25 protein-coding genes are annotated in these 26271 nt (G+C 64.4%); 14 read left to right on the top strand and 11 right to left on the bottom strand.

Annotated features, from left to right (window positions below):
- Positions 1-30 precede the first annotated feature (30 nt).
- Positions 31-1500 (top strand): PLP-dependent aminotransferase family protein, encoded by a 1470-nt coding sequence (locus QSV46_RS11375; RefSeq protein WP_314950331.1) that lies wholly within the window; start codon positions 31-33, stop codon positions 1498-1500.
- Between the two features lie 67 nt (positions 1501-1567).
- Positions 1568-1813, top strand: coding sequence for a DUF6719 family protein (locus tag QSV46_RS11370; protein WP_314950329.1), 246 nt, complete (start codon positions 1568-1570; stop codon positions 1811-1813).
- A gap of 4 nt (positions 1814-1817) precedes the next feature.
- Here the strand turns inward: QSV46_RS11370 and QSV46_RS11365 are convergent, their stop codons facing one another.
- Both QSV46_RS11365 and QSV46_RS11360 read right to left on the bottom strand, forming a co-directional pair.
- Complete coding sequence (locus QSV46_RS11365) at positions 1818-2183, bottom strand: hypothetical protein (protein WP_314950327.1); 366 nt, start codon at positions 2181-2183, stop codon at positions 1818-1820.
- A gap of 35 nt (positions 2184-2218) precedes the next feature.
- Positions 2219-2398, bottom strand: a complete 180-nt coding sequence (locus QSV46_RS11360) for a hypothetical protein (protein WP_314950967.1) — start codon at positions 2396-2398, stop codon at positions 2219-2221.
- A 405-nt stretch (positions 2399-2803) separates the two neighbouring features.
- Here QSV46_RS11360 and QSV46_RS11355 point away from each other — a divergent pair, with 405 nt between their 5' ends.
- Positions 2804-3010: a hypothetical protein gene (locus QSV46_RS11355; RefSeq protein WP_314950325.1), complete on the top strand. Its 207-nt coding sequence runs from the start codon at positions 2804-2806 to the stop codon at positions 3008-3010.
- On the opposite strand, the gene QSV46_RS11350 is transcribed toward QSV46_RS11355, so the two are convergent.
- Positions 3000-3548 carry a CreA family protein gene (locus tag QSV46_RS11350; RefSeq protein ID WP_314950323.1) on the bottom strand — a complete coding sequence of 183 codons (549 nt, stop codon included), beginning with the start codon at positions 3546-3548 and terminating at the stop codon, positions 3000-3002. The two genes, QSV46_RS11355 and QSV46_RS11350, sit on opposite strands and share 11 nt — an antisense overlap.
- Before the next feature lie 209 nt (positions 3549-3757).
- On the opposite strand from QSV46_RS11350, the gene QSV46_RS11345 reads away from it, so the two are divergent.
- The 4 genes from QSV46_RS11345 to QSV46_RS11330 all read left to right on the top strand — a co-directional run bounded on the left by QSV46_RS11345 (position 3758) and on the right by QSV46_RS11330 (position 7828).
- Positions 3758-5407, top strand: a complete 1650-nt coding sequence (locus tag QSV46_RS11345; RefSeq protein WP_314950321.1) for a L,D-transpeptidase — start codon at positions 3758-3760, stop codon at positions 5405-5407.
- Positions 5408-5496: 89 nt separating this feature from the next.
- On the top strand, positions 5497-6066 hold the full coding sequence (locus QSV46_RS11340) for a glutathione peroxidase (protein ID WP_314950319.1): 570 nt from the start codon (positions 5497-5499) through the stop codon (positions 6064-6066).
- 165 nt (positions 6067-6231) lie between these two features.
- Positions 6232-7257 carry a polysaccharide deacetylase family protein gene (locus QSV46_RS11335; RefSeq protein ID WP_314950318.1) on the top strand — a complete coding sequence of 342 codons (1026 nt, stop codon included), beginning with the start codon at positions 6232-6234 and terminating at the stop codon, positions 7255-7257.
- A gap of 7 nt (positions 7258-7264) precedes the next feature.
- A complete protein-coding gene (locus QSV46_RS11330) occupies positions 7265-7828 on the top strand; it encodes a dihydrofolate reductase (RefSeq protein ID WP_314950317.1) in 564 nt (187 codons plus the stop codon).
- Here QSV46_RS11330 and QSV46_RS11325 read toward each other — a convergent pair.
- Positions 7813-8265, bottom strand: a complete 453-nt coding sequence (locus tag QSV46_RS11325) for a DoxX family protein (RefSeq protein ID WP_314950315.1) — start codon at positions 8263-8265, stop codon at positions 7813-7815. The genes QSV46_RS11330 and QSV46_RS11325 overlap by 16 nt on opposite strands.
- Positions 8266-8441: 176 nt before the next feature.
- Positions 8442-10751 carry an NADP-dependent malic enzyme gene (locus QSV46_RS11320; RefSeq protein WP_314950314.1) on the bottom strand — a complete coding sequence of 770 codons (2310 nt, stop codon included), beginning with the start codon at positions 10749-10751 and terminating at the stop codon, positions 8442-8444.
- 246 nt (positions 10752-10997) lie between these two features.
- Between QSV46_RS11320 and QSV46_RS11315 the strand changes: the two genes are divergently transcribed.
- The gene (locus tag QSV46_RS11315) at positions 10998-12953 is read left to right on the top strand and encodes a hypothetical protein (protein WP_314950313.1); all 1956 of its coding nucleotides are present in this window, start codon (positions 10998-11000) and stop codon (positions 12951-12953) included.
- A 156-nt stretch (positions 12954-13109) separates the two neighbouring features.
- Here QSV46_RS11315 and aspS read toward each other — a convergent pair whose 3' ends face one another.
- On the bottom strand, positions 13110-14882 hold the full coding sequence (gene aspS / locus QSV46_RS11310) for an aspartate--tRNA ligase (RefSeq protein WP_314950311.1): 1773 nt from the start codon (positions 14880-14882) through the stop codon (positions 13110-13112).
- A 195-nt stretch (positions 14883-15077) separates the two neighbouring features.
- Between aspS and QSV46_RS11305 the strand changes: the two genes are divergently transcribed.
- The 6 genes from QSV46_RS11305 to rnd all read left to right on the top strand — a co-directional run bounded on the left by QSV46_RS11305 (position 15078) and on the right by rnd (position 22535).
- Positions 15078-16553 carry a protein adenylyltransferase SelO gene (locus QSV46_RS11305; protein ID WP_314950310.1) on the top strand — a complete coding sequence of 492 codons (1476 nt, stop codon included), beginning with the start codon at positions 15078-15080 and terminating at the stop codon, positions 16551-16553.
- A 204-nt stretch (positions 16554-16757) separates the two neighbouring features.
- The gene (locus QSV46_RS11300; RefSeq protein WP_314950308.1) at positions 16758-17606 is read left to right on the top strand and encodes a phosphodiesterase; all 849 of its coding nucleotides are present in this window, start codon (positions 16758-16760) and stop codon (positions 17604-17606) included.
- Position 17607: 1 nt separating this feature from the next.
- Positions 17608-18558: a sugar ABC transporter permease gene (locus tag QSV46_RS11295; protein WP_314950306.1), complete on the top strand. Its 951-nt coding sequence runs from the start codon at positions 17608-17610 to the stop codon at positions 18556-18558.
- Positions 18555-19424 (top strand): carbohydrate ABC transporter permease, encoded by an 870-nt coding sequence (locus QSV46_RS11290; protein ID WP_314950304.1) that lies wholly within the window; start codon positions 18555-18557, stop codon positions 19422-19424. Before QSV46_RS11295 ends, QSV46_RS11290 begins: the two co-directional genes overlap by 4 nt.
- 11 nt (positions 19425-19435) lie before the next feature.
- Positions 19436-20767: an ABC transporter substrate-binding protein gene (locus QSV46_RS11285; protein ID WP_314950303.1), complete on the top strand. Its 1332-nt coding sequence runs from the start codon at positions 19436-19438 to the stop codon at positions 20765-20767.
- A 583-nt stretch (positions 20768-21350) separates the two neighbouring features.
- Positions 21351-22535, top strand: a complete 1185-nt coding sequence (gene rnd, locus QSV46_RS11280) for a ribonuclease D (protein WP_314950301.1) — start codon at positions 21351-21353, stop codon at positions 22533-22535.
- Positions 22536-22690: 155 nt separating this feature from the next.
- On the opposite strand, the gene QSV46_RS11275 is transcribed toward rnd, so the two are convergent.
- The 5 genes from QSV46_RS11275 to QSV46_RS11255 all read right to left on the bottom strand — a co-directional run bounded on the left by QSV46_RS11275 (position 22691) and on the right by QSV46_RS11255 (position 26253).
- Complete coding sequence (locus tag QSV46_RS11275; protein ID WP_314950299.1) at positions 22691-24073, bottom strand: aspartate aminotransferase family protein; 1383 nt, start codon at positions 24071-24073, stop codon at positions 22691-22693.
- A gap of 161 nt (positions 24074-24234) precedes the next feature.
- Entirely contained in the window at positions 24235-24405 is a 171-nt protein-coding gene (locus tag QSV46_RS11270) for a hypothetical protein (protein WP_314950297.1), read from the bottom strand.
- 34 nt (positions 24406-24439) lie between these two features.
- Positions 24440-25003: an isochorismatase family protein gene (locus QSV46_RS11265; protein ID WP_314950295.1), complete on the bottom strand. Its 564-nt coding sequence runs from the start codon at positions 25001-25003 to the stop codon at positions 24440-24442.
- 25 nt (positions 25004-25028) lie between these two features.
- Positions 25029-25649: a GNAT family N-acetyltransferase gene (locus tag QSV46_RS11260; RefSeq protein WP_314950293.1), complete on the bottom strand. Its 621-nt coding sequence runs from the start codon at positions 25647-25649 to the stop codon at positions 25029-25031.
- A complete protein-coding gene (locus tag QSV46_RS11255; RefSeq protein WP_314950291.1) occupies positions 25636-26253 on the bottom strand; it encodes a hypothetical protein in 618 nt (205 codons plus the stop codon). Before QSV46_RS11255 ends, QSV46_RS11260 begins: the two co-directional genes overlap by 14 nt.
- Between the last annotated feature and the right edge of the window lie 18 nt (positions 26254-26271).

Genomic DNA, 26271 nt, shown 5'->3' with positions numbered 1-26271 from the left:
GCCGATTTGGTCTGCGATAGTGCCAATTCCATGCAAAAAATTCCGACCAATTCTTCCTCGCCCACCAAGACTGAATTGCCGCTCGACCTCACCGGGGCGCATATCACGCTAGGTGCCTCCGCGGCGCACCGGCTGTACCAGGCGCTGTGCGAGATGATCGTCGCCGGCCTCGTCAAGCCGGGCGAGCCGCTGCCGCCCTCGCGGACGCTGGCCGAACAAACCGGCTTCCGCCGCAACGCTGTCGTCACCGCATATGAGCGCCTGATCGCCGACGGCTTTGCCGACGCAACCGTCGGCTCCGGCACCTTCGTCGCCGCCCGCATTCCGGCTCGTGCGGCCAAGCCGAAGAAGCCGAAGATCGTGGTCGAGGCGCCGCGGCAAGGCGCATTTTCGCTCGGCTGCACCCATATCGACGAACGCGCCGTGCAGCGTTTTCGTGCCTTCGTCGGCCGGCGCATGCGCGCCTTCGGGTCGGAGCATTTGCACTATGGCGATCCCCGCGGCAGCCGCGAGCTGCGCGCAGCGATTGCCGACCACCTGTTGTCGGCGCGCGGACTCCGCTGTGATCCCGATCAGATCATGCTGACGTCAGGCACGCTGCACGCGCTACGCATCGTGCTGAGTGCGATCCTCAAGCCCGGCGACCAGGTCTGGTGCGAAGACCCCGGCTATCCCGCCGCGCGCAAGACCATCGCGCATTGCGGCTACCGCGCCGTGGCCGTTCCGGTTGACGAGCACGGAATGCGTGTCGCCAAGGGCCGCACTGCGGGCCCCAACGCGCGCGCGGCCTATGTGACGCCGTCGCACCAGTTTCCTCTGGGCGTGCAGATGTCGATGCCGCGGCGGCTCGAGCTGCTCGATTGGGCGAGGCAAGCCGGGGCCTTCGTGCTGGAGGACGATTACGACAGCGAGTTCCGCTATGACGGCGCGCCGCTGATGTCGCTCGCCGGCATCGACCATCTCCAGCGCGTGATCTACATGGGCACCTTCGCCAAAACGCTGTTTCCCGGCTTGCGCATCGGTTACTGCGCCCTGCCCGAGCGCCTGATCTCCGATGTGACCGCTGCGCGCGCCGCGCTCGATCGCTTTCCCGGCACGCTGATGGAGGGCGCCGTGGCCGACATGCTCAATTCCGGCGCGTTCGCCGCGAACCTGAAGCGCGTGCGAAAACTCTATCGCGAGGCGCGCGATGCGCTGGCCGAGACGCTGGAGGCAGCGTCCGACGGCGCGCTGTCGGTGCCGGTGCCCTCGCAAGGGCTCCACCTTGTCGCCCGGTTCGATCCGTCTGTGGATCTGTCCGTGGCCGCACAGGCCAAGCAGGCCGCCGCAGCGGAGGGTTGGCTATTGGCCGACACCTATTCGCGCGCGCGTCCCCTGCCCGGATTCGTTCTGGGATTTTCCGGGCACGCAGTTCCCGAACTCGTGGCATCGGCGGAACAGTTGGCGCGAGAATCGCGCGCTGCCCTGCGTGCGAAGGTCAAATCGGCCCGGCGGGCGTGACGAAGGTTCCCTATCAGAATCACGATCCGGTCCCTACATTGCTCCATCGATGCCGGGACCTTTCGCCATGCTTCTCCGCCGGACAGCCTGCCTCTCGCTCCTGATTTCGGTCGCGCTTGCGACGACGGCGCATGCCGCCACCGTCGGACGCGAACAGGACATTACCGATCTCAAGCTCGGCCAGCGCGTGCAGGTGGATGACGGAACCTGCCCCGCCGGGCAGGTCAAGGAAGTGCGCGGCGCCAAGATGACTGACAAGGGCGTGGCGCGAACTGCCGCCTGCGTGCCGCGCTACGGTCCGAAAACGAAGTGACGGCTCAAGACTTCGCCGGATCGAACATGCACTGAAGGGTCGGCCTGGCGATCTTTGTGAAGGTTGGGCCGATCTCGCTTTGCTTGGAGGCCGGCACCCAATCGGTCTCGATCGTCGGCACGCCGGTCTCGCTGATGCCGCGCAGCAGCGCCTCGCGCAGATCGCGGTCCTCGACGGCCGCGGCGGCATGATCATGCAGGCAGCCGCAGACCTCCTCCGGATGCTGCCAGCGTCCTAGCATGCGCGGCGCACACTGACGCACAAACTCGCTGCGGGGATCCGGAAGTCTGGAGGGAGTGCGCACCTGTGCTTCCGCGGCGCTGATCGTCAGGAGGGATATGAACGCCGCGGCGCAGAAACGGACCATCATGACGGCCTTTATCGGCTGATTTTTATTGCTGACGGTCAGAAGCGCGCGGCGACCACGATCGGCTGCGGCGCCATGGTGGTGACCGGCGAGCCGCTGTACTGGAAGGTGCCGACACCTGGCAGGTTGCCGTCCGGCGAACCCGCGAACGAGGAGCCGACGAGCACAAAACCGAAGGCAAGGATGAAGCTGAGCGCGCGCATGATCGTGTGTTCCAATCCGTGTCCGGCGGTGCGCCGTCGTCGTTGTGAAGCTGATAACCACGGGCGGTTTCGCGCGTGATGCGCCAAAAGGGGAAAATGGTTTCGTCTCCATGAGAATTGTTTCGTCCGGTCCGGCGCGACGACATATTGGGCAGAAAACCCCAATCATTTCAGATGGGTCGCGCCGCCGCTCAAAGCCAACTGCCAAGCTTCCTTCGGGCGCGGAAATGCACGCTGCACCGCGCACGGTCACATTCATGCCTTCCGCACTTCACATGCATTTTACGTTTTTCTGCTGAAGAGGGCCAAACGAGGCTGGGCCCGTCGAACCGGGCACGCATCGGCTGCGACCCAAGCCATCGAGACCGAGACGCCCGAATCACACCATCGGGCGCGTTCACGTGAGGGAAGGCCAATATCATGGCGCAAGATCGCGCAACGGCGCGCGACGCGGAGCAACATACGGACCGCGGAGATCAGCGGCCTGCTCGCGGCCGCGCCCCTTCGTCCGGCGAAATGGCGCAGCAATCGAGCCGCGGCTACGAGGCCACGCCGCAGGCGTTCGGGCGACTGACCGGCTCGCACCTCGCCAAACCGCGCGCCGGCCGCGCCGTCGTCACGGAGTGAAGAACTCGCCGCACTTCTGGACGTTCGCGTCCGCCGGCCCCCACGGCATGACCGGCACGGTCGAGGTCGAGTTCTTCGGCGAGCCCTCGATCAGCCTGTCCGAATAGACCATATAGACCAGCACATTGCGCTTGGCGTCGCAGCCGCGCACGATCTGCATCTTCTTGAAGAACAGCGAGCGGCGCTGGCGGAACATGTCGTCGCCCTGCTCCATCTTGGTCTTGAACTTGATCGGCCCGACCTGGCGGCAGGCGAGCGAGATGTCCGAGACCTCCTCGGCAAGACCGAGCCAGCCCTTGAAGCCACCCTTTTCCGGCACGGTGAAATGACAGGCGACACCCTCGACTTCGGGGTCGTCGAGGCCATAGGTCGCGAGCTTGTCGTTCGGGCTCATCCATTTGAACACGGTCGAGCGGCGGAAGATCAGATCGGGCTCATCGGCGGCCGAGGCGGAAGCCAATGGCACGGCCAGAGCCAGGAGGAATAATGCGAGGCCTTTCAAGCGGATGCTGGAAAGACCGGGGAAACGGGATGACATGAAGTTCTCCGGTAGCAAGTCCCCGTAATGTAGGGAGGCGACGGCCGCTCAGGAAGACGACAGGCCGCCCGTCGCGGCCTCCGTTTACCGCTCCGTGAGGCTTTTTTGCTACGTGTTGGACAAATGTAGCTGATGGCAGAACTGCCTTGCTGGTGAACGCGTATACCCTCTGCGAGACTAACGTCTGATTTGAATTGTGGATTCGAGGAATGAATAGCGTGAACGGGTCCCGTTTTTCGGCCGCGCCGGCCCGGCTGTGGCAGGTCGCCATTTTGACGGCGGCGGGTGCGATTGGTATGGCCAGCCAGGCGGATGCGGCATTTTATTACTGGACGGATTATTCCGACGGCTCCTACGGCCGGCAGGAGCGGCATCCGGAGGAGCCGCGACAGAAGCCGCAGAAGCGCAATGCGGCCGGCAAGAAAGAGGTCGTTGTCGAAAAGGAAGCCGGCACGAAACCGCAAGGGCCGCTCGTTATCGCCGTCTCGATCGACCGCCAGAAGGTCACGGTCTACGACAGCAACGGCATGTTCGCGGAATCGCCGGTGTCGACGGGCATGAAGGGCCATTCGACGCCGATGGGTGTGTTCAGCATTATCCAGAAGCACAAATTCCACCATTCCAACATCTATAGCGGCGCGCCGATGCCGTACATGCAGCGGATCACCTGGTCCGGCGTCGCCATGCATGCCGGCGTGCTGCCGGGTTATCCCGCTTCGCACGGCTGCATCCGCATGCCCATGTCATTCGCGATGAAGATGTGGAACTGGACCAGGATGGGTGCACGCGTGATCGTTACACCCGGCCAGATGTCGCCGCAGACCTTCTCGCATCCGCTGCTCGCCTCGGTGCGCCTGCCGCCGCAGCCCGCGGCCAGCCTCGTGCCGCAGAGCAATGTCGACGACAAGGCCGACAAGGGCGCCACCGACACCAAGGTCACGGAAGCCAAACCGGTCGAGACGAAAACCGCCAGCGCCGATACCGCGCTGGAGCTGCGCTCGTCGGTCGGCCACACCGTGATGTCGGATGTGACCACCGGCAATGCAGCGGCCCGCGAGGACGCCGCCACAACGGCAGGCAAGGTCGAGGCAAAGCCCGGGACCGGGACTGCCGAAGCCTCCGACGCGGCCAAGCCGGAGTCCGAAGAAAAGCCCGCGAACATTGATGCGAAGCCGGTTGAGGTCGCGGAAGCGCCCAAGGCTTCGACAACGCCCGACGGCAAGGTCGAGGCCAAGACCGAACCTACCAAGACCGAACCTACCAAGACCGAAGCGGCCGACTCCACGAAGAAGCCCGATGCTCCGGCCTTCGCCGCCTCGCCCGATGCCAAGAAGGACGAGAGCCGCATTGCCGAGCCGGCACCGGCCGCAAAGCCGGAAGCGCCAAGGCGGGCCGGCCAGATCGCGGTCTTCATCAGCCGCAAGGATTCCAAACTCTACGTGCGGCAGAACTTTGCGCCGCTGTTCGAGGCCCCCGTCACGATCGCCGCGAGCGACCGGCCGCTCGGCACGCATGTCTTCACCGCCGAGCTCAACAAGACCGATGCCAATGCGTTGCGCTGGTCGGTGGTGTCGCTGCCCGTCTCCGCGCGCTCCGCGGCGCGCGAGGACGACAGCCGCCTGACGCACCGCCCGCGCGGCGCCGCCGTGATCCCCGTCGCAGCCAAGCCTGTTACAGCCAAGCCCGTGGTCACGCCGGACAGCCCGGCCGAAGCCCTCGACCGCATCTCGATCCCCGCCGACACCATGGCGAAGATCAACGAGATGCTGACGTCGGGCGGCTCGATCATCATCTCCGATCAGGGCATCAACCAGGGCGAGACCGGCGAAGGCACCGACTTCATCGTCCGCCTGTACTAGAGCTCCGTCGCGTCCGATAACGCGGTGTTGACGAGGCGCGTCGCGCCTGCGGAGTAAAGTGCGCCGGGATCATTTCGGGGGATGCCGTCATGATGAATCGCAGAGCCATGCTCGCGGCGGCGCTTGCAGGCACATTTGCGCCGGCAACGCGGTCGTTCGCCGATGGCGGCATGAGCCGGATCCCGGCCTACGCCTTCTCCTTCGCAGCGTTGTCCGGCGACGACATCCGCCTCGCCGCCTTCACTGGCAAACCGCTGCTGATCGTGAACACCGCTTCGCTGTGCGGCTACACCCCGCAATATGCCGGCCTGCAAGAGATCTGGAGCGAGTTCAGGGGGCGCGGACTCACCGTGATCGGCGTGCCCTCCAACGATTTCGGTGGCCAGGAGCCCGGTGGCACCGGCGAGATCACGGAGACCGCGCACCACCAATACGGCGTTACCTTCCCGATCACGGCCAAGGCAGTCGTGGTCGGATCGAAAGCGCATCCGTTCTACAAATGGGCGGCTGAGGCGCGCCCCAAGGAAGTTCCGCGCTGGAACTTCCACAAATACCTGATCGGCCGCGACGGCCATATCGCCGAGGTCTTTGCATCCGCAGTCGATCCAACCGACACGCGGATCAAGACGGCCATAGCCAAGGCGCTGGCCGACAGTTGACGCAATCTGATCCAATCGGGCTGGGCACAATTAGAGCGCGGTGCCAAACAGCCGTTGCAATGGCGAGGGCCCACCATCTAGGCTAGGATCGTTTGGGGCAGGATGGTTTTGCCGGAGGCGAAAAAGCTACGGCGGAACAACGGGATCAATCTCGAGGACAACACCATGCGTGTGGCGGCAGGACTGATTTTAGCGAGCGCGATGTCTCTGGCGATGAGCGGCGCGGCGTGGTCACAGACCCCGGCTGCGAAGCCTCCGGCCGCCACGCAGGCTGCGCCGGCGGCGACACCGGCTGCGGCAGCGCCCGCTGCAGCTCCGGCCCCCGCTCCCGCCGTCGCGCAGCCGGCCGGCTTCGTCAATCCGCCGCCGCCGCCCAAACAGGCGCCTCAGCCGACGCGCGCAGCCTGCAACACACCGGGCGCGCTCGGCGTCGCCCGCACGGTCGAGATCGACACCACGGGTGGTCCCGGCTTCGGCTTCGAGCATTTCAAGGATCTCGACTTCCTGCGCGACCACGAGGTGGTGCTGACCTTCGACGACGGTCCCTGGCCGAAGAACACGCCGGCGGTGCTGAAGGCGCTGGCCGACGAATGCACCACCGGCATCTTCTTCTCCATCGGCAAGCACGCCACCTACGAGCCCGAGATCCTCAAGCAGGTCTACGCGGCCGGCCATACCGTGGGTGCGCACACCTGGTCGCACGCCAACCTCAACAACAAGAAGCTCACGGAAGCGCAGCGCAAGGAAGAGATCGAGAAGGGCTTTTCGGCGGTGAAGTGGGCGCTCGGCGGCATCTCGCCTTCGCCGTTCTTCCGCTTCCCGGCGCTCCAGCATCCGCCTGAGATGGTCACCTATCTCGGCAACCGCAACGTCGCGATCTTCTCCTGCGATATCGACTCGTTCGACTTCAAGGCCAGCAAGCCCGAGAAGGTGGTCGAAACCGTGATGAAGAAGCTCGACAACAAGGGCAAGGGCATCATCCTGATGCACGACTTTCAGAAGCACACGGCGGAAGCCCTGCCCGAGCTGCTCAAGCGCCTGAAGGCCGGCGGCTACAAGGTAGTGGCGATGCGCGCCAAATTCCCAGCCTCGACGCTGCCGGAATACGATCAGGAGCTGCTCAAGGACGCCAAGCTGCCGACGGTGAGCCAGCGCCCGGTCAACTCCGTGGTAACGACTGTTTCCGAATAGAAGGCAATTGTCTTTCCGTTTCGAAGGCTACGTCATCATCTCCGCGGACGGCATGCTCGCGGACCCGATGCACGTCATGCCCGACAGCCTGAAATTCGAGGGCGACAAACTGTTCTTCGAGCAGGCGCTCGACCGCGCCGCGCTGGTCGTGCACGGCCGGCACTCGCACGAACAGCAGGCGAATTCGGCGAAGCGCAAGCGGCTGGTCCTGACTCGCAAGATCAAGGCGCTCACCGTCGATCCCGAGATGCCGAACGCGACATTGTGGAATCCGGATCATGCCGGCTTCAAGGAGGCCTGCGCCTTCGCCGACGTGGCTTGCGGCACCGTTGCGATCATCGGCGGCCCTGTCGTGTTCGACATGTTCATGGACCGGTACGACACGTTCTGGTTGTCGGAGGCCCCGCATGTGCAGCTGCCCGACGGCGAAGGCTGTTTTGTGGGCGTGCCGGAGCGGACGCCGCACGACGTGCTGGCCTCACACGGGATGAAGCCGGGCGCGCCCTACCTGCTCGATGCGGCGCATGACGTGACCGTGACGCCGTGGCGAAGAGCCTACACGTCCCCGTAAGCCGCCTCGGCCGGGCGCGTGGTGCGGCCATAGCCCATGATCATGAACAGCGCGCCGATGATCGAGAGATTCTTCAGCGCGTCGACCAGCATCTTGGCGTTGTCGGGCGCCGGCTGATTCCAGAAATCGTAGAACAGGACGGTCGCGACCGCGAGGTAGATGATCATCAGCAACGCGAAGAAGCGCGCGCCGAAATTCAGCGCGATCATCAGGCCTGCGACGATCTCGAGCGCGCCGACGGCGATCGCCAGAAGCTGCGGCGTGGTCATGGCGGTCGCCGTCTCGATCTGCCTGGCGTAGGGCGCAATGACGTCCGGCACGACGACCTTGGTGGCGATGAAGTCCGCCGTCGCCTGGATGGCGAAGAGCTTGGTTGCGCCCGTGTAGATGAACAGCACGGCGAACAGGATCCGCCCGAAAGTCACGAACGCTGGCATGATCGGCCTCTTGGCTCAGGCTTTTGAAATCGGAATTTCGACGAACGCACCGGGCGATTATGGAGAGTCGTGCGCCGGTTTACAAACGGGGAAATGGCGAAAGCGTTTGAAAGGATTGAAGCGCCGAAGTCCGTTCCCTCGCCCCCGCAAGCGGGGCGAGGTGAAAAACTCACATCTCAGGTAAACAACGTCGGCTGCTGCCGGGCCGCGCGTTCCTGCGCTTCCACGACCGCAACGGCCGTCATGTTGAGAATGCCGCGCGCGGTGACCGAGGGCGTGAGGATATGCGCCGGGCGCGCCGGGCCGATCAGGATCGGACCGACAGGCAAGGCATCCGCCAGCGACTTGATCATCTGGTAGGCGACGTTGGCGGTGTCGAGGCTCGGCATGATCAGGATGTTGGCCTCGCCCTCGAGCTTGGAGTGCGGCAGCACCATCTTGCGTGCCGCGGCCGAGAGCGCGGTGTCGCCCTGCATCTCGCCGTCGGCCTCGATCTCCGGATGCTTCTCCTTCAACAGCTGGGTCGCGCGGCGCATCTTGCGCGAGGAGTCGGTGTCGTAGCTGCCGAAATCCGAATGCGAGACGAAAGCGATCTTCGGCTTGATGTTGAAGCGCTGGACGTGGACTGCCGCCAGCGAGGCGATCTCGGCGAGCTCTTCCGCGCTCGGATTGGGGCGCACCTGCGTATCCGCAATGAAGAAGGCGCCCTTGCTGGTGATCAGCAGCGCCAGCGCGGCATAATCGCTGATATCAGGCGAGAAGCCGATGATCTCGCGGACGTGGCGCAGGTGGTGCATGTAGCGGCCTTCGACGCCGCAGAGCATCGCATCCGCCTCCCCGCGCGTCACCGCGAGCGCGGCGATCACCGTGTTGTTGGTGCGCACCACCGTGCGCGCCGCATCCGGCGTCACGCCGCGGCGGCCGGCGACCTCGACATAGGACTGCACGTAGGAGCGATAGCGCGGATCGTCCTCGGGATTGATGAGGTCAAAGTCCTTGCCGGCACGGATCGAGAGGCCGAAGCGGTTGATGCGGGCGTCCACCACCGACGGACGTCCGACCAGGATCGGCCGCGCCAGATTCTCCTCCAGCACGACCTGCGTGGCGCGCAGCACGCGCTCGTCCTCGCCTTCGGCGTAGATCACACGCACCGGCTGGGTCTTGGCCTTGGCGAACATCGGCTTCATGACGAGGCCGGAGCGGAAGGCGAAGCGCTCGAGCAGCGCGGTGTATTCGTCGAAATTGGTGATGGGGCGCGTGGCAACGCCCGACTCCATCGCAGCTTTCGCCACCGCCGGCGCGATGCGCAGGATCAGGCGCGGATCGAACGGGCTGGGGATCAGCGAGCCCGGCCCGAAACCTTGCGTCTCGCCGGTATCGAAACCCTGCGCGACCGCATCCGACGGCGCCTCGCGCGCGAGCTGCGCGATGGCTTCGACGGCGGCGAGCTTCATCTCCTCGTTGATGGCGCTGGCGCCGACATCGAGCGCGCCGCGGAAGATGAAGGGAAAGCAGAGGACGTTGTTGACCTGGTTCGGGTAGTCGGAGCGGCCGGTGCAGATCATGGCGTCGGGGCGCACCTTCCGCGCCTCCTCCGGCATGATCTCCGGAGTCGGGTTGGCGAGCGCCATGATCAGCGGCTTGTCGCCCATCGCCTTGGCCATCTCCGGCTTGAGCACGCCCGGTGCCGAGAGCCCGATGAAGATGTCGGCGCCGCCGATCACGTCGCCGAGCGTGCGCTTGTCGGTCTTCTGCGCATAGATCGCCTTCCAGCGGTCCATCGTGGTGTTGCGACCTTCATGCACGAGACCGTCGATGTCACAGACCCAGATGTTCTTGCGCTGCGCGCCCATCGACACCAGCAGGTTCAGCGTCGCGATCGCGGCAGCCCCTGCCCCCGACGCCACGATCTTGACGTCCGACAGCTTTTTGCCGTTCAGCCTGAGGCCATTGGTGATGGCGGCGGCAACGATGATCGCGGTGCCATGCTGGTCGTCATGGAAGACCGGGATCTTCATGCGCTCCTTCAGCTGCGCCTCGATCTCGAAACATTCCGGTCCGCGGATGTCTTCCAGATTGATGCCGCCGAAGGTCGGCTCGAGTGCTGCGACCGTCTCGACCACGCGCTCGATGGTGTCGGCCGCGATCTCGATGTCGAACACGTCGATGCCGGCAAATTTCTTGAACAGGACGGCCTTGCCCTCCATCACCGGCTTGGACGCCAGCGGGCCGATATTGCCGAGGCCGAGCACCGCGGTGCCGTTGGAGACCACGGCGACCAGATTGGCGCGCGTGGTGAGCGTGGCGGCCTCAGCCGGATTCTTGGCGATCTCGGTACAGGCGGCGGCAACGCCCGGAGAATAGGCAAGCGCAAGGTCGCGCTGGTTGGCGAGCGGCTTGCTCGCCTGGATCTCGAGCTTTCCGGGGCGCGGCAGTCGGTGATAGGCCAGCGCCGCCTGGTGGAGATCATCAGAATAGGACGACATGCGGTGTCTCGCCTCGCGTTACCGGCCTCAAAATGCATCATCCGGAGCGGCCGTCCAAAGCGGGCGGTATTCCGGGCCGTGGAAACGGGATGAAGCACGGCAGGCGCCCCGGTGGCAACATCGGATTGCGGGCCCATCAACAGGGTGACCGGTCAAATATCTGACAGCACTAGCTTTCCCTAGACCGCGCGGCCTTTCCAGAATATGGCAGGTTGCGCAGTGCAAAACGAGCAACTGGAGCTGAGAATGAAGCGAATCCTGATCGGCCTGGTCGCGGCAGCCGTACTCGCCGCGGGCGGATGGTTCGGCTTCAACCTCTACATCCAGCATCGCGCCACCGCCGAGGTCGAGGCGGCGTTCGAGCAGATTCGCAAGCAGGGCGGCAAGGCGAGCCACGGCAAGATCGCCTTCGATCTGCCCACGCGCACCCTCACGATCGAGAACATCGCTGTTACACCCGGCAAGGAGCCGCAGGCGCAGATCAGGATCGCCGCCATCAAGGGCACGGGCGTTCGCCAGATCGACGAGAATAGGTTCTCGGCCGACGACATCGACATCACCGGGCTTGAGGTTGTGCTGGACCAGATCGGCGCTGCCAAGCTGAAGCTCGCCTACAAGATCCCGCAACTGGTCATGCGTGACTATGCCGGTGCTGCTCACGCAGGTCAGGTGCCCGCGGACGGCTCGCTGGTCGACATGTACCGCTACGTGCTCGGCCAATATGCGAGTGTCGCTGCATCGTCGCTCACGGCCCCGACCCTCACGATCAGCTTCGATTCCGGCGCCGCCGGCAGCGGCGAGGTCACCTATTCCGGACTAGCGATCCAGAACCTGAAGCACGGCAAGATCGACACGATGAAGGCGGACCGCGCCGTGATTTCGGTCGACGTGAAACAGCCCGGCAGGCCGGACAAGCTGACGGGGGAATTGTCGAACATCATCGTCAACGATTTCGACGCGACCGCGATCCTCGCCGCGCTCGATCCGCAGGCGGCCAGCGACGACAGCTACCGCCGGGTGTACCGGCAGGTTTCGACAGGCCCCTATGCACTCAAATCAGCACAGGGGATGCGAGTCGATGTCGACGGCTTCATCATGGAAGACATCGCCGTGCAGCCGTCGAAATTCCGGCTGGCCGAAATATTCGTCGCGCTGCCACGGGATCAATCGGCCACGCCGGCACAGGCACGCGAGCTGCTGGAGAAGCTCGCCGGAATCTATGAGGGTCTTCGCATCGGTAAGGCCGAAATCGGCAAGATGTCCATAGGCACGCCGCAAGGAACGGCCAAGGTCAATGCCGTCCGATATCGCGACGGCGAGTTCGCGGTCGAAGGCGTCGACACGCCGTCGCCGCAGGGACAGTTCAAGATGGAGCGCTTCGCGCTCAAATCCTTCAGCACGGCGAATTTGATGCGCTGGGCAGCAAGCCTCAGCAATCCCGGCCAGGCGCCCTCGCCGGATCAGATGCTGGGCCTCTTCCGAGTGCTCGAAGGCGCCGAGATCAGGGGCGTGTCGGTGCCGTACAAGAACACCAAAAAGCTGGTCACGATCGACACGCTGAGCCTGGACTGGGGGCAGTTGATCGGCTCGATCCCGAGCAAGGTACATGCGGTCGCCAAGATAGTCATGCCCACCGATCCATCCGACCCGAAGCAGCTTACATTGATCCTCAGCGGGATCGACAAGCTCGCGATCAACCTGGATCTCGGCGCGGCGTGGACAGAGTCGTCCAACAACTTCGTTCTGACGCCCGCGACGCTCGACATCGGGATCGCAAAAGTGCAATTGCGTGTCGCGCTCAGCAACGTACCACGCGAGGTGTTTTCGACCGATCCCGCCCAGCTTATGGGTCAGGCGGCCCGGATTGAAGCTGTCGCGCTCGAGCTCTCAGTGCGCGACAATGGTTTCGTCGATTCCGCGGTGGCGCAGAATGCACGAGGGCGAAATGTCAGCCGCGACGCCGCGCGCCAGACCCTCGTCGACAGCGTCAGGGTGTACCGAGCGGATGTCGCCGCCGCCAATCCGGAGGCGGGCACGGCGGTGGACGCGATCGCAAGCTTCATCGAGACGCCGGGCCAGACGCTCGTCATCAAGGTCACGCCCCGCGCCAAGGTACCGCTGATGCAATTGATGCAGCTCTTCAATGCCGACCCGGAGGGCACGCTCGCGCAGTTCAATATCGAAGCGTCAACGGGGCTGTAGGCAGGCTCTCGTGTCCCGGACGCGCTGCAGCGCGCGAGCGCTGCTGCGCAGAGCCGGGACCCAGAACGCGGCACTGATTGCCCTTGGAGGCGTGGGCCCCGGCTCTGCAGCGCACCGCTGAAGAAGCGCTGCGCGGCGTCCGGGGCACGAGACCACTCACTTCTGCGGCAGGTTCACCTTCACATGCAGCTCGCGGAGCTGCTTGGTGGTGGCGTCCGACGGCGCGCCCATCAGCAGGTCCATGGCCTGCTGGTTCATCGGGAACAGCGAGATCTCACGCAGATTGTTGGTGCCGCAGAGCAGCATCACGATGCGGTCGACACCCGCGGCCATGCCGCCATGCGGCGGAGCGCCGTACTGGAAGGCGCGGTACATGCCGCCGAAGCGGTCGACCACTTCCTGCTCGCCGTAACCTGCGATCTCGAACGCCTTCACCATCGCTTCCGGCACGTGGTTGCGGATGCCGCCCGAGGCGATCTCGTAGCCGTTGCAGGTGATGTCGTACTGGAACGCCTTGATCGTCAGCGGATCCTGGCCCTTCAAGGCATCGAGACCGCCCTGCGGCATCGAGAACGGGTTGTGCGAGAAGTCGACCTTCTTGTCGTCCTCGTTGTACTCGTACATCGGGAAGTCGACGATCCAGGCGAGCTCGAACTTGTCCTTTTCCGTCAAGTCCAGCTCTTCGCCGACCTTGTTGCGTGCCAGGCCCGAGAACTTCCAGAACTTGTCGGGGTCGCCGGCGACGAAGAAGGCGGCATCGCCCTCCTTCACACCGAGCTGGTCGCGGATCGCTCTCGCTCGAGTAACCCCCATGTTATTTGCAATGGGGCCGGCGGCCTCGCCGCCTTCGCGCCACATGATGTAGCCGAGGCCGGGCTGGCCTTCACCCTGCGCCCAGGAGTTCATGCGATCGCAGAACGCTCGCGAGCCGCCTTTCGGTGCCGGGATCGCCCAGACCTGGTTCTTGGGGTTCTCGAGCATGCGCGCGAAGACCTTGAAATCGGAACCGCGGAAATGCTCGGAGACGTCCTGCATCTCGATGGGGTTGCGCAAATCCGGCTTGTCGCTGCCGTATTTGCGCAGCGCCTCGGCGAATGGAATCCGGCGCCAGTTCTTGCTCACCGGCTTGCCCTTGGCGAACTCCTCGAACACGCCCGTGATGACGGGCTCCATCGCCGCGAACACGTCTTCCTGCGTGACAAAGCTCATCTCGACGTCGAGCTGATAGAACTCGCCCGGCAGACGGTCGGCGCGCGGGTCCTCGTCGCGGAAACAGGGCGCGATCTGGAAGTAGCGGTCGAAGCCCGACATCATCAGCAGCTGCTTGTACTGCTGCGGCGCCTGCGGCAGCGCGTAGAATTTTCCCGGGTGGATGCGCGAGGGCACCAGGAAGTCGCGCGCGCCTTCCGGCGAGGACGCGGTCAGGATCGGGGTGTTGAACTCGAAGAAGCCCTGCCCCTCCATGCGCCGGCGCATCGACTTGATGATCTCGACGCGCGTCATGATGTTCTGGTGCAGTTTTTCGCGGCGCAGGTCCAGGAAGCGGTACTTCAGGCGGATGTCCTCAGGATATTCCTGGTCGCCGAACACCGGCAGCGGGAGGTCGCCGGCAGGGCCGAGCACCTCGATCTCGCTGACATAGACTTCGACCTTGCCGGTCGGCAGATCGTCATTGTCGGTGCCTTCGGGGCGGCGGCGGGCCTTGCCGTCCATCCGCACCACGAATTCCGAGCGCAGCTTCTCGGCCTGCGCGAACGCCGGCGAGTCCGGATCGACCACGCACTGGGTCAGGCCGTAATGGTCGCGCAGGTCGATGAACAGCACGCCGCCATGGTCGCGGACGCGATGGACCCAGCCTGACAGGCGGACCGTCTCGCCGATGTTGCTCTCGCGGAGCGCGCCGCATGTATGTGACCGGTAGCGATGCATGGTCGTCCCAAAATGATGTCTGAGGAAACGAATCGGACGGCCTGAAACGACCGGTCCGAAGTTGCGGCAGGGTTTACCCGACGAGGCCGGAGGCGGCAACCAAGGGAACGGCTCGTTTTGGGCCCGAAGCGCCCATTTTTGGCCGATCCGGCCTCAAGCCTTTGCCATCTGCTGTTCCAGCCCTATCTTGAGGCCATGACGGTCCATTTTCCTTTTCAGAACTCCTATTCGGCGCTGCCGGACAGCTTCTTTGCCCGCGTCGCACCGACCCCGGTCGCAGCGCCTCGGCTGATCAAGCTGAACCGGGCGTTGGCGGCGCAGCTCGGGCTCGACCCCGATATGCTGGAGACCCCCGAGGGGGCCGAAATCCTGGCCGGGAAGACGGTTCCCGCCGGCGCCGATCCCATCGCCATGGCCTATGCCGGCCACCAATTCGGGCAGTTCGTGCCGCAGCTCGGCGATGGCCGGGCGATCCTGCTCGGCGAGGTCATCGACAAGGACGGCCTCCGCCGCGACATCCAGCTCAAGGGCTCGGGACCCACCCCGTTCTCCCGCCGCGGCGATGGCCGCGCCGCGCTCGGCCCGGTGCTGCGCGAATACATCGTCAGTGAAGCCATGTACGCGCTCGGCATTCCGACCACGCGCTCGCTTGCCGCCGTCGTCACCGGTGAGCATGTCATACGCGAGACCGCGCTGCCCGGCGCCGTGCTGACGCGCGTCGCCTCGAGCCACATCCGCGTCGGCACCTTCCAGTTCTTCGCCGTCCGCCGCGACACCGAGGCGGTTCGCCGGCTCGCTGATCACGTCATCAGCAGGCACTATCCGGATCTGTTCCGTGCCGAGCGGCCCTATCACGCCCTGCTCGGCGCCGTCGTGGCGCGCCAGGCTGAGCTCGTCGCGCGCTGGCTGCTGGTCGGCTTCGTCCACGGCGTGATGAACACCGATAACTCCTCGATCTCGGGCGAGACCATCGACTACGGCCCCTGCGCCTTCATGGACGCCTACAATCCGGCGCAGGTGTTTTCCTCGATCGACGAGATGGGCCGCTACGCCTATGCCAACCAGCCGCGAATCGCGCTGTGGAATCTGACTCGGCTGGCCGAATGCCTGCTGCCGCTGTTCTCCGACGAGCAGGAGAAGGCGGTCGCCGAAGCGCAGGACATCCTCGGCGCTTTCTCGGAGACGTTCAGCGTCGCCTATCAGGCGGGCCTGCGCAAAAAGATCGGCCTGTTCACGATGCGCGACGGCGACGACGCGCTGATCCAGGACCTGCTCGACGCCATGGCGAAGAACCAGGCTGACTTCACCCTCACCTTCCGCAAGCTCGGTGACGCCGCAGGCGATCCGGCTGCGGACGACGCGCGGGCAGAGTTCATGGACCCCGCAGCCTTCGACGAATGGGCCAAGCGCTGGCATGAACGCACTGCGCTGGAGCCGCAGACCGCAGCCGAGCGGCAAGCGGCCATGCACGCCGTCAACCCAATGTTCATCCCGCGCAACCACCGCGTCGAAGCCGTGATCCAGGCCGCAGTTAACGATGATAACTACGCGCCGTTCGAGGAATTGGTAAAGATGCTGGCTAAGCCATACGAGGACCAGCCGGAGTATGCCGCCTACGCCGATCCTCCGCTGCCGGACCAGCGGGTGTTGCAGACGTTCTGCGGGACGTGAGGCGAACTTTTCCGCTCGACTACCACCAATTGGGTTGCAGGGTGAATCACGCCTTCGGCTGATTCATCCTGCGCGTGACGACCTTGTGGACGCCGCCCGCCGCGGGAACCGCTGTCATCAAACTGAAACACACGCGCTCTAACCGCACTGTCTGGGCCGTCCTGCCGGAGGCGCCCATCCTCCAACAGCCCCGACAAGCGCGCCATGCCTTTCAAGTTCATCCACATCACCGACACGCATCTCGCGAACCCCGGGCTGAAGCTCTATGGCCTCGACCCGCGCGCCCGTCTCGATGCGGCGATTGCGGATATCAACAAGCACCAGTCCGACGCCGCCTTCGCGGTCGTGACCGGCGATCTCACCCATTGGGGCGAGCCTGAATCCTACGGTAATTTTGCCGACGCCATGGCGGCGCTGAAAATCCCGTATATCGCCATGGTCGGCAACCACGACAAGCGCGTGGCCTGCCTCGACGGCTTGAGGGCCGCCCCGCGCGATCCCAACGGCTTTGTGCAGGGCACGCGGACCACCGAGCACGGCCAGTTCGTCTTCCTCGACACGCTGGATGAAACCAGCCACGCCGGCGAGATGTGCGCCAAGCGCCTTGGCTGGCTCGCGAGCACACTCTCGGCCGCGCCGGCCGACATGCCGTTCGTCGTCTTCATGCACCATCCGCCCTTCCCGGTCGGCGTGCACGCGATGGACGAGATCGCGCTGGCGCAGAGCGCTGAATTCGCGGAAGTCATCGCGCCCTATCGCTCGCGCATCCGCCATCTCTTCTTCGGCCATGTGCACCGTCCCATCTTCGGCAGCTACGGCAAGATCCCGTTCTCGACCCTGCGCGGCACCAACCATCAGGTCTGGTTCGAGCTCGACGCCTCCGCACCGCACCTCGCCAGCCACGAGCCGCCGGCCTATGGCGTGGTTTTGATCGACAGCGAAAACCTGGTCGTGCATAGCCACGACTTCCTCGACACCAGTCTGCGCTTCCCCTTCGAACCACCCGTGGGAGTGGACGGCCGCGACTATGCGCTCAAGTTTCCGGCGCGGTGAGATGAGCCTCGCTGAACCCGCGGCTCTCCCGGTCGCGACTTCGGCGACACCGCGTCTGCATGTCCTGAAGCGGTTCTCGAGCCGCTTCAAAGCCTCGCTCCCCGCCTATCTGCTGCTGCTGCCATCGCTGGTCTTCCTCGCGCTGTTCACCTATGGCGCGATGGGTCGCGTGCTTATCGACGCGCTCCATCAGCGCGCCACGCCGAAAGCGCCGGTCCGTTTCGTCGGCCTCGACAATATCAGTGCGGTGCTAGCCGATCCCGCCTTCACCGGCGCGGTCGTCAACAATCTCGTCTATGCCGTCGGCACCGCGATCCCGAGCATCGCGCTGGCGCTGTTGTTCGCACTGGCGCTGGCACGCACCAGCGTCGTGACCAGCGCGCTGCGCGCCGCGCTGTTCCTGCCGGTGCTGATCCCGATGGTGGCGGCCTCGGCCCTGTTCCTTTTCATCTTCCTGCCGAACGTCGGACTGCTCGACTATTACATCGGCCGGTTCCTGCCGGTGCTGCCGAACTGGCTCGGCGATTCCGACATCGCGCTCTATGCGATCATGGTGATTACCATCTGGAAGAACGCCGGCTACTACATGCTGTTCTTCCTGGCCGGGCTCCAGTCCGTGCCCGAGGACGTCATGGAAGCCGCCCATCTCGACGGCGCCGGGCCGTTCCAGCGGCTGCGCCATATCATCCTGCCGGAGCTCAAGCCCACCTTCCTGTTCGTCACGGTCATCGCCACGCTCAACGCGGTCACGCAGGTCGACCACGTCTTCGTCATGACCAAAGGCGGGCCGTCGAACGCAACCAATCTCATGCTGTTCTACATCTACCAGCAGGCGGTCGAGCATTACGACATCGGCAAGGCTTCGGCCGCGACGCTGCTGACGCTCGCGGCGCTGATGGGCCTCACCGCACTCTCCTTCCGCACCATGGCGAACCGCGAGGGCGGGCCATGAAGCTGATCGACTGGCTGTTCAGGGACGCGCCGCTCGCCACCCGCCGCGAGATCACGCCGAAGCTCGGCTTCGTGCTGACCGTGCTGCTCGCGATCGTCTGGCTGATTCCGTTCCTCTGGATGGGCGTAGCGACATTTCGCCCGGCGTCCGACGGCATCAACCTGATGGCCGAGCTGATGCCGAACCTCAAACCCACGCTCGACAATATCAGGGATGCCTGGGAGATCGGCGATTTCCCACGCTATGCCCTCAACACCACCATCATCTGCGCCGGCATCCTGCTGGTCCAGTTCGTCACGATCACGCTGGCGGGCTTTGCCTTTGCGCGGCTCGACTTCGCCGGCAAGACGCTGATCTTCTATCTGTTCCTGATGCAGCTCATGCTGGTCCCGGTGCTGCTGATCGTACCGAATCTGAGCCTGGTGGCGCAGCTCGGTCTCTACGACACGCTCGCCGGCGTGATGATGCCGTTCTTCGCCTCGGCCTTCGGCACCTTCCTGATGCGGCAGGCGTTCGAAGCGATTCCGACCGAGCTCGAAGACGCCGCCCTGATCGACGGCGCCAGTCTCTTTCAGCGCATTCGCCACATCTACGTGCCGCTGTCGATGCCGAGCTTCTCGGCGTTCGCGATCATCTCCGTGACCAGCCACTGGAACGACTTCCTGTGGCCGCTGATGGTGATCAATTCGCCGGACAAGCGGCCGCTCACGGTCGGTCTCTCGGTGTTCACCGCGACCGCCGAAGGCACCCAGGCCTGGGGCACCATCGCCGCCGGCACGCTGATGGTGATCGCGCCGCTGCTCGTCACCTTCCTGATCTTCCAGAAGCGCTTCATCAGTTCTTTCGTCACCTCAGGCATCAAATAGGAGATTTCTCGATGCTGTTTTCCCGCAGGCTCATGCTCGGCCTTGCCATCGCAGGCTCTATGGCAGGCGCCCTCGCCTCCCCGGCGCTGGCCGAAGGTCCGACCGAGATCGATTTGTTCTTCCCCGTTCCCGTCGATGGCAAGCTCGCCCGCGACATGGGCACCTTGATCAAGGAGTTCAACGAGGGGCATCCGAGCATCAAGGCAACCGCCGTCTATACCGGCTCCTATGACGACACGCTGATCAAGACGCGCGCCGCGATCAAGGCCGGCAAGCCGCCGTCCGCCGTGATCATGTCCGCAAACTTCCTGCTCGACATGCAGATCGAGAACGAGCTCACCAATCTCGACAGCCTGATCGCGGCCGACGGTACCACCAAGGAGCAGTTCCTCGGCCAGTTCTTCCCGGCGCTGCAGGGCAACGCGGTGATCAACCGCTCGGTCTACGGCGTGCCGTTCCACAATTCGACGCCGCTGCTCTACATCAACGCCGACAAGGCCAAGGAAGCCGGCCTCGATCCGAGCAAGCCGCCGCAGACCTGGGCCGAGCTCACCGACTGGGCCAAGAAGCTCACCAAGCGCGAGGGTGACAAGGTGACCCAATGGGGCATCGCGATCCCCTGCGCCTATGACTATTGCGGCTGGATGATGGAAACGCTCACCATGAGCAATGGCGGGCGCTACTACAACGAGGAGTTCGGCGGCGAGGTCTATTACGACACGCCCTCGATGCTCGGCGCGCTCTCCTGGTGGAACGACCTCGTCGCCAAGCACAAGGTGCATCCGCCCGGCGCCACGCCCGGCCCGGCCGTCAGCACCTCCTTCATCTCCGGCAATGCCGCGATGATGATGCTCTCCACGGGCTCGCTCACTTACGTGCGCGACAACGCCAAGTTCAACTACAAGGTCGCCTTCATCCCGCGCAACGTCCGCAACGCAGTGCCGATCGGCGGCGCCTCGTTGATCGTTCCGGCAGGCCTTGAGGCCGACAAGCAGAAGGCCGCCTGGACGTTGATCAAGTGGATGACCTCGCCCGAGAAGAGCGCCTGGTGGAGCCGCGCCACCGGCTATTTCGCGCCCAACATGGCCGCCTACAAGACGCCTGACATGGTCGACTTCCTGAGCAAGAACCCGGACGCCAAGACCGCCGTCGAGCAGCTCGACGTCGCAAAACCCTGGTTTGCGACCTACAAGACCGTCCCCGTCCGCAAGAACCTCGAGGACGAGGTGATGCTGGTCCTCAACGGCAAGAAGCAGCCGAAGGAAGCTCTGGTCGCCGCGCAGAAGGCCGCCGACGAGACGCTGAAGCCGTACAATGCGGAGACGTCGCTGAAGTTGCCGTAGGCCGGCTCATCGCGCGAACAACATTCGGCGCTCCGCCATGCGGGGCGCCGAAAACGTTTTGGAAGACCCAATCATGATCGACAGAACGGTGGGTCCTGGGGCACCTCATCGGCGGCCGCCTCAAAGCTGATTCCGAGCACGGCTTCAGCAAATGGGCCCGGCCCAAATCCGAAAAGGTTCAATGGGTCGACGCGCCGACGGTGCCCTCCGGGCCAACTGACTAGTCCACCCTGGCAGCCCCGCCCCATTAACCCCGCGTCCACCATCCGGCCCGGCGCGCCGCCGGTAACCACGAGAATTAACAGACCCTCAACGCACCCCAGACAAGTCTAGCAATGTTTCTGAGGGGTTTTGCCGTGGATCTGTTGGTTTTCGAGTTTTTGGGACTCGCGCTGGTCGCCATGTGCGTGCTTGTGGTGGCGCTGCCCTGCGCCCGGAAATCCTCGCAGCGGGTCCGTTACGAGTAGGACTTTCGGCGGAAAAGTGCGATTCCGGCCCAAATGCAAGCCTCGAATTCGTCAAGAGCCCCTTGACATCACAGCGCTTTCGGCAGAACGGCTGATGGTCTCGTCATGGGCCGTTCATGGATTTGATTACCACCACCGCTGACCTTGCGGCTGCCTGCAGCCGGTTGGCCAAGCACCCCGTCATTACCGTCGATACCGAGTTCCTGCGCGAAACCACCTACTACCCGCTGCTGTGCGTGGTGCAGATGGCCAGCGCCGAGGAAGCCATTGTCATCGACACCCTGGCCGAGGGCATCGACCTCAAACCGTTCTTCGAGCTGATGGGCAACGAGGGTGTGCTGAAGGTCTTCCACGCCGCCCGCCAGGACATCGAGATCATCTGGCACCAGGCGGGCATCATCCCGCACCCGGTTTTCGACACCCAGGTCGCGGCCATGGTGCTCGGCTATGGCGACAGCATCGCCTATGACGCGTTGGTCGAGAAGGTCACCGGCCACCGCCCGGACAAGACCCACCGCTTCACCGACTGGTCGCGCCGTCCGCTGACCAAGGAGCAGATGCATTACGCTGTCTCCGACGTCACCCATCTGCGCGACGTCTTCGCGGCGCTCGATGCCGACCTCAAGAAGCGCCGCCGCAGCGAATGGGTCTCGATCGAGATGGAGGTCCTGACCTCGCCCCGCACCTACGACTTCCACCCCGAGCGCGCCTGGGAGCGGCTGAAGACGCGTGTGCGCAAGCCGAAGGACCTCGCCGTCCTGATGGAGGTCGCGGCCTGGCGCGAGCAGGAAGCGCAGAGCCGCGACGTGCCGCGCGGCCGCGTGCTGCGCGATGAGGCCGTCAGCGATATCGCCACCCACGCGCCGAACACGCTGGAAAAGCTCGCCCATCTGCGCTCGGTTCCGAAGGGCTTTGAGAAATCCAAATGGGGCGCCGATATCGTTGCTGCGGTCGAGCGCGGCCTGGCGCGGGATTTTGCGACGTTGCCGAAGCTGGAGAAGCCGCGCAACAACAACAATGGCGCTGCCATCGTCGAGCTGTTGAAGGTGCTGCTGCGCATGACCGCGGAACGCCATGCGGTCGCAAGCAAGGTGATCGCCACCGTTGACGATCTCGAGGAGATCGCAGCCGACGACGAGGCCGACGTGCCGGCGCTGCGCGGCTGGCGCCGCGAGCTGTTCGGCGATGCCGCCTTGAAGCTCAAGCGCGGCGAGCTGGCGCTGGCGATCGAGAAAGGTCGCGTGGTTGGGGTCCAGCGGGCGGAGCGCGTCGCGATACCAACAACCACACCGTCATCCTGAGGCGCGCACCTCGGGGTGACGGAGTTAGATTAGGCACCCGTGACTGCCACAATCCTCATTGCGAGCGCAGCGAAGCAATCCAGAGTCTTTCCGCGGAGGCAGTCTGGATTGCTTCGCTTCGCTCGCAATGACGGAGTCTGACGCGCCGGCTTTCCTTACGCCGGCGTCAGCTTTGCCACGTCGCCCTTCATGTCGTTCAGCACGCCCGATATCGCCGCAACCAGCTCGTCGATCTGGGCCTTGGTGACGATCATTGGCGGGCAGATGGCGATGGCGTCGAGCATGTTGCGCGAGATCACGCCGCGCTCCTGGAGCATGCGGCTGGCGATTCCGCCGACGGCGCCGGGCGTCGTCGCGGCCGTCTTGCGGCCCTTGTCGAGCACGAGCTCGATCGCCGCGATCAGGCCGACGCCGCGGACCTCGCCGACCAGCGGATGGCTGGCGAGCTCGCGCAGCTTGCCTTGCATATAGCTGCCGAGCTCGGCGGCATGGGCGACCAGGCCGCGCTCCTCGATGATCTTGAGATTCTCCAGCGCAATTGCCGAGCCGACCGGATGGCCGCCCGCCGTAAAGCCGTGGCCGAGCACGCCGATCTTGTTGCTCTCGTCCGCAATCGGCTCGAACATGCGGTCGTTCAGGATGATCGCCGAGAGCGGGAAATAGCTCGAGGTGATCTGCTTGGAAACCACGATCGCGTCCGGCTTGATGCCGTAGGTCTCGCAGCCGAACATCTTGCCGGTGCGGCCGAAGCCGCAGATCACCTCGTCGGCGACCAGCAGGATGTCGTATTTGTTGAGAACCTTCTGGATCTTGTCCCAATAGGTCGCCGGCGGCACGATGACGCCGCCTGCCCCCATCACCGGCTCCCCGAAGAAGGCGGCGATCGTATCCCGCCCTTCTTTCTGGATCAGCGCATCGAGCTCCTCGGCCCGCCGCGTGGCAAACGCCTCCTCGCTCTCGCCGGGCGCGCCGTCCTTGTAGAAATGCGGCGAGCCCGTGTGCAGGATGTTGGGTAGCGGCAGGTCGAACGAACGATGATTGTTCGGCAGGCCCGTGAGGCTTGCCGAGGCGATGGTGACGCCGTGATAGGCGCGCATGCGGCTGATGATCTTCTTGCGCTGCGGCTGGCCGAGCGCGTTGGAGCGGTAGGCGATCAGCTTGAGGACGGTGTCGTTCGCTTCCGAGCCTGAATTGGTGAAGAACACCTTGCTCATAGGCACAGGCGCGAGCGCCACCAGCTTCTCGGCGAGGTCGATCGAGGGCCCGTGCGATTTGGCGGAGAACGTGTGATAGAACGGCAGCGCCTGCATCTGCTTGTGCGCGGCCTCGACCAGCCGCTTCTCGTTGAAGCCGAGCCCGACGCTCCACAGGCCCGCCATCGCCTCGAAATAGCGCTTGCCCGACGCATCGAACACATACGGCCCTTCACCGCGCTCGATCACCAGGGGACCGGCCTGCTGATGGGCGCGCGCATTGGTGTAGGGGTGGAGCTGGTAGGCCACATCACGGGCTTCTTGCGAATTGGGCAGCATGGACATTTGCGGAGATCCCTTAAGTCGCCGGTGCGGCCAGCATCATTCACCTGCAGGCTACTTGGCTATTGCGCGGAGGCACAACTTGCAACGCCAATTCGTCGGCAGCAAGCGCTCAGCAGCGATGCACAAAGCCGTACACAAGTCGCTTGTAAAGCAGGCAGTTCTCAGGCCGCGCCGTCATCATCACCGTCGTCGGCGGCGGCAACAGCTTCCTTCACCTCGACCAGCGCCATCGACAGCAGATAGACCGTGGTGGGCAAACCGACACGGCGCGCCGTTTCGACGGCACGCGACAAATCGCGCGCCAGCTCCTTGAGCTGTTCTCCCCGTGCCAATGTCCCACCCCATCCATCCGCCGGTAGCGGCCGCCTACACCGCGACGGCGCCGCTGGTTCTGATCAGTTCGGCGCTGGCGTGAATTGTAGCAAAATTCCCGAGGACATTCACCACCGCATGCTTGTAGGCCGCGGCATCGCCCGTGCCCGGCTGCCGGCAGGCTACGGCATCGCCGACCACCTGGTAGCGATGACTGCGGTGAAACCCGTCCACAGCCGTGGCCAGGATGGTCTCGTCCAGGGAAAAGCCTGCGAGCACACAACGCACATTGCGGATATTTGACATGCAGTCCACGAACCGCGAGGAGCTGTAGGCCGACGGCAGCGGGTGCTCAAACGTCATTTCACCGGGCCGCGGCTTCGCCTCCGCGATCCAATCGGTCAACCTGGATGCCGGATTGAACCAGGCGGCCTGGGCGATGCGCTTCAGATGCATCACCGGCCAGAGGTTGGTACGCCACAGTGTCAGGAGTTCCAGGCAGCGCGCGGTGGCGGTCTCACCATCGAGGATGACGTGGCGACGCCCGGGGGTCAGATATTCGACCTGGAGATCCGCACAAACCAGGATCGGCGGATGATCGGTGATGGAATCCAGCATTATCTTGCGCGGAGCTGCACCAGTTTCAGCGGTCGGCGAGTGCGAGGTCCCGCAGCGGCGAGGTCGCGGCCCGTCCCGCCGACGCGTCGAGGACGCCGGGCCGGTCCCAATCGCCTTCGGGACGGATGATCACATAGGGATCGCTGTCCAGCGTGATGGCGTCCGGCCCCGGCTCGATCTCCAGCAGCATCTCCGTGTAGGAGAAATCCGAGAAGGTGATCTTGCGGTTATGGCCGAGCGGCTTGGCGCCGAAATGAGCCCAGAAATCGACCAGCCGGTCCTGCGCCTGGCCGTAAATCTTGCGAAAGCCCTTGCGCTTCACATAATCGACGCTCGCCTGCACCAGCTTGAACGAAACGCGCGAGCGCCGGAATTGGTGCCGCACCGCAAGCCGCTCCACCTTGGCGAAATCGCCGAAGAACCGCACCCGCAGGCAGCCCGCGGGCTCATTGCCGACGTAGCCGATGAAATGCGCCGCGACCATGTCGTTGCCGTCGAATTCTTCATCGAACGGACAATCCTGCTCGGCGAGGTAAACCGCGGAACGGATGGAGGTGACGAGCATGAGATCGCCGAGATCGCGCGCGAGGCGGATGGTGATGGCGCGGGAGTCGGGCTTCGCGAGAGGAATCCTAGTGCCGTGCATCTGCAAAACTCCTTGCTTGGATGATCGCACCCGGCATGCGCATCGGCTGCCGATGCCAGGGCCGCTCGTAACACCAGAGGTCAGGCTGGAAGCTCGGGACGGGCGCAAAGCCCGTCGCCTTCATGATCTCGCGTCCGGCCACGGTTGACGGCTGCGCATAGCAATCGGCGCCGCGAAATCTTATCTGACGCAGATGAGCCGCAGCCTTGCCCAGACCGGCGATGCCTCGGCCCGTCGCCGCGAGCGCCCAGATGTAGATGGCGGCAACGTCCTCCTTCGCGGAAGCGAGATAGTGCGTCTCGGGCGCGGTGAGGCAGATCTCGTCGAGCAGCAGCGCATCGTGTCCGCGATCATTCAGAAACAGGAAGGCCATGCCGCCGAGCAGACTGCCCTTGCGGCTGAACGTCAGGATGCTGTGGGGATCGAACGCGAAGTACTTCGCGAGCTCGGCAGTCCCGATCTGCACGCCCGGGACCAGTCGCTGCGCCATTTCGGAAAGCGCGGCAATTTCGGAAAATTGCGCGCAACGGACATCAACGTCCGGACTCGGTGGCAAGGCATCGAAATCATGCCTTGCGGCAAACGAGCCCCTTTCCATAGCCATGTCACGCCTCTATCGTTC

Source organism: Bradyrhizobium cosmicum (genome assembly GCF_032290525.1).
Classification (GTDB): Bacteria; Pseudomonadota; Alphaproteobacteria; order Rhizobiales; family Xanthobacteraceae; genus Bradyrhizobium; species Bradyrhizobium cosmicum_A.
The sequence above is the reverse complement of the archived record's forward strand: the minus strand, read 5'-3'. Positions and strand labels throughout refer to the sequence as shown.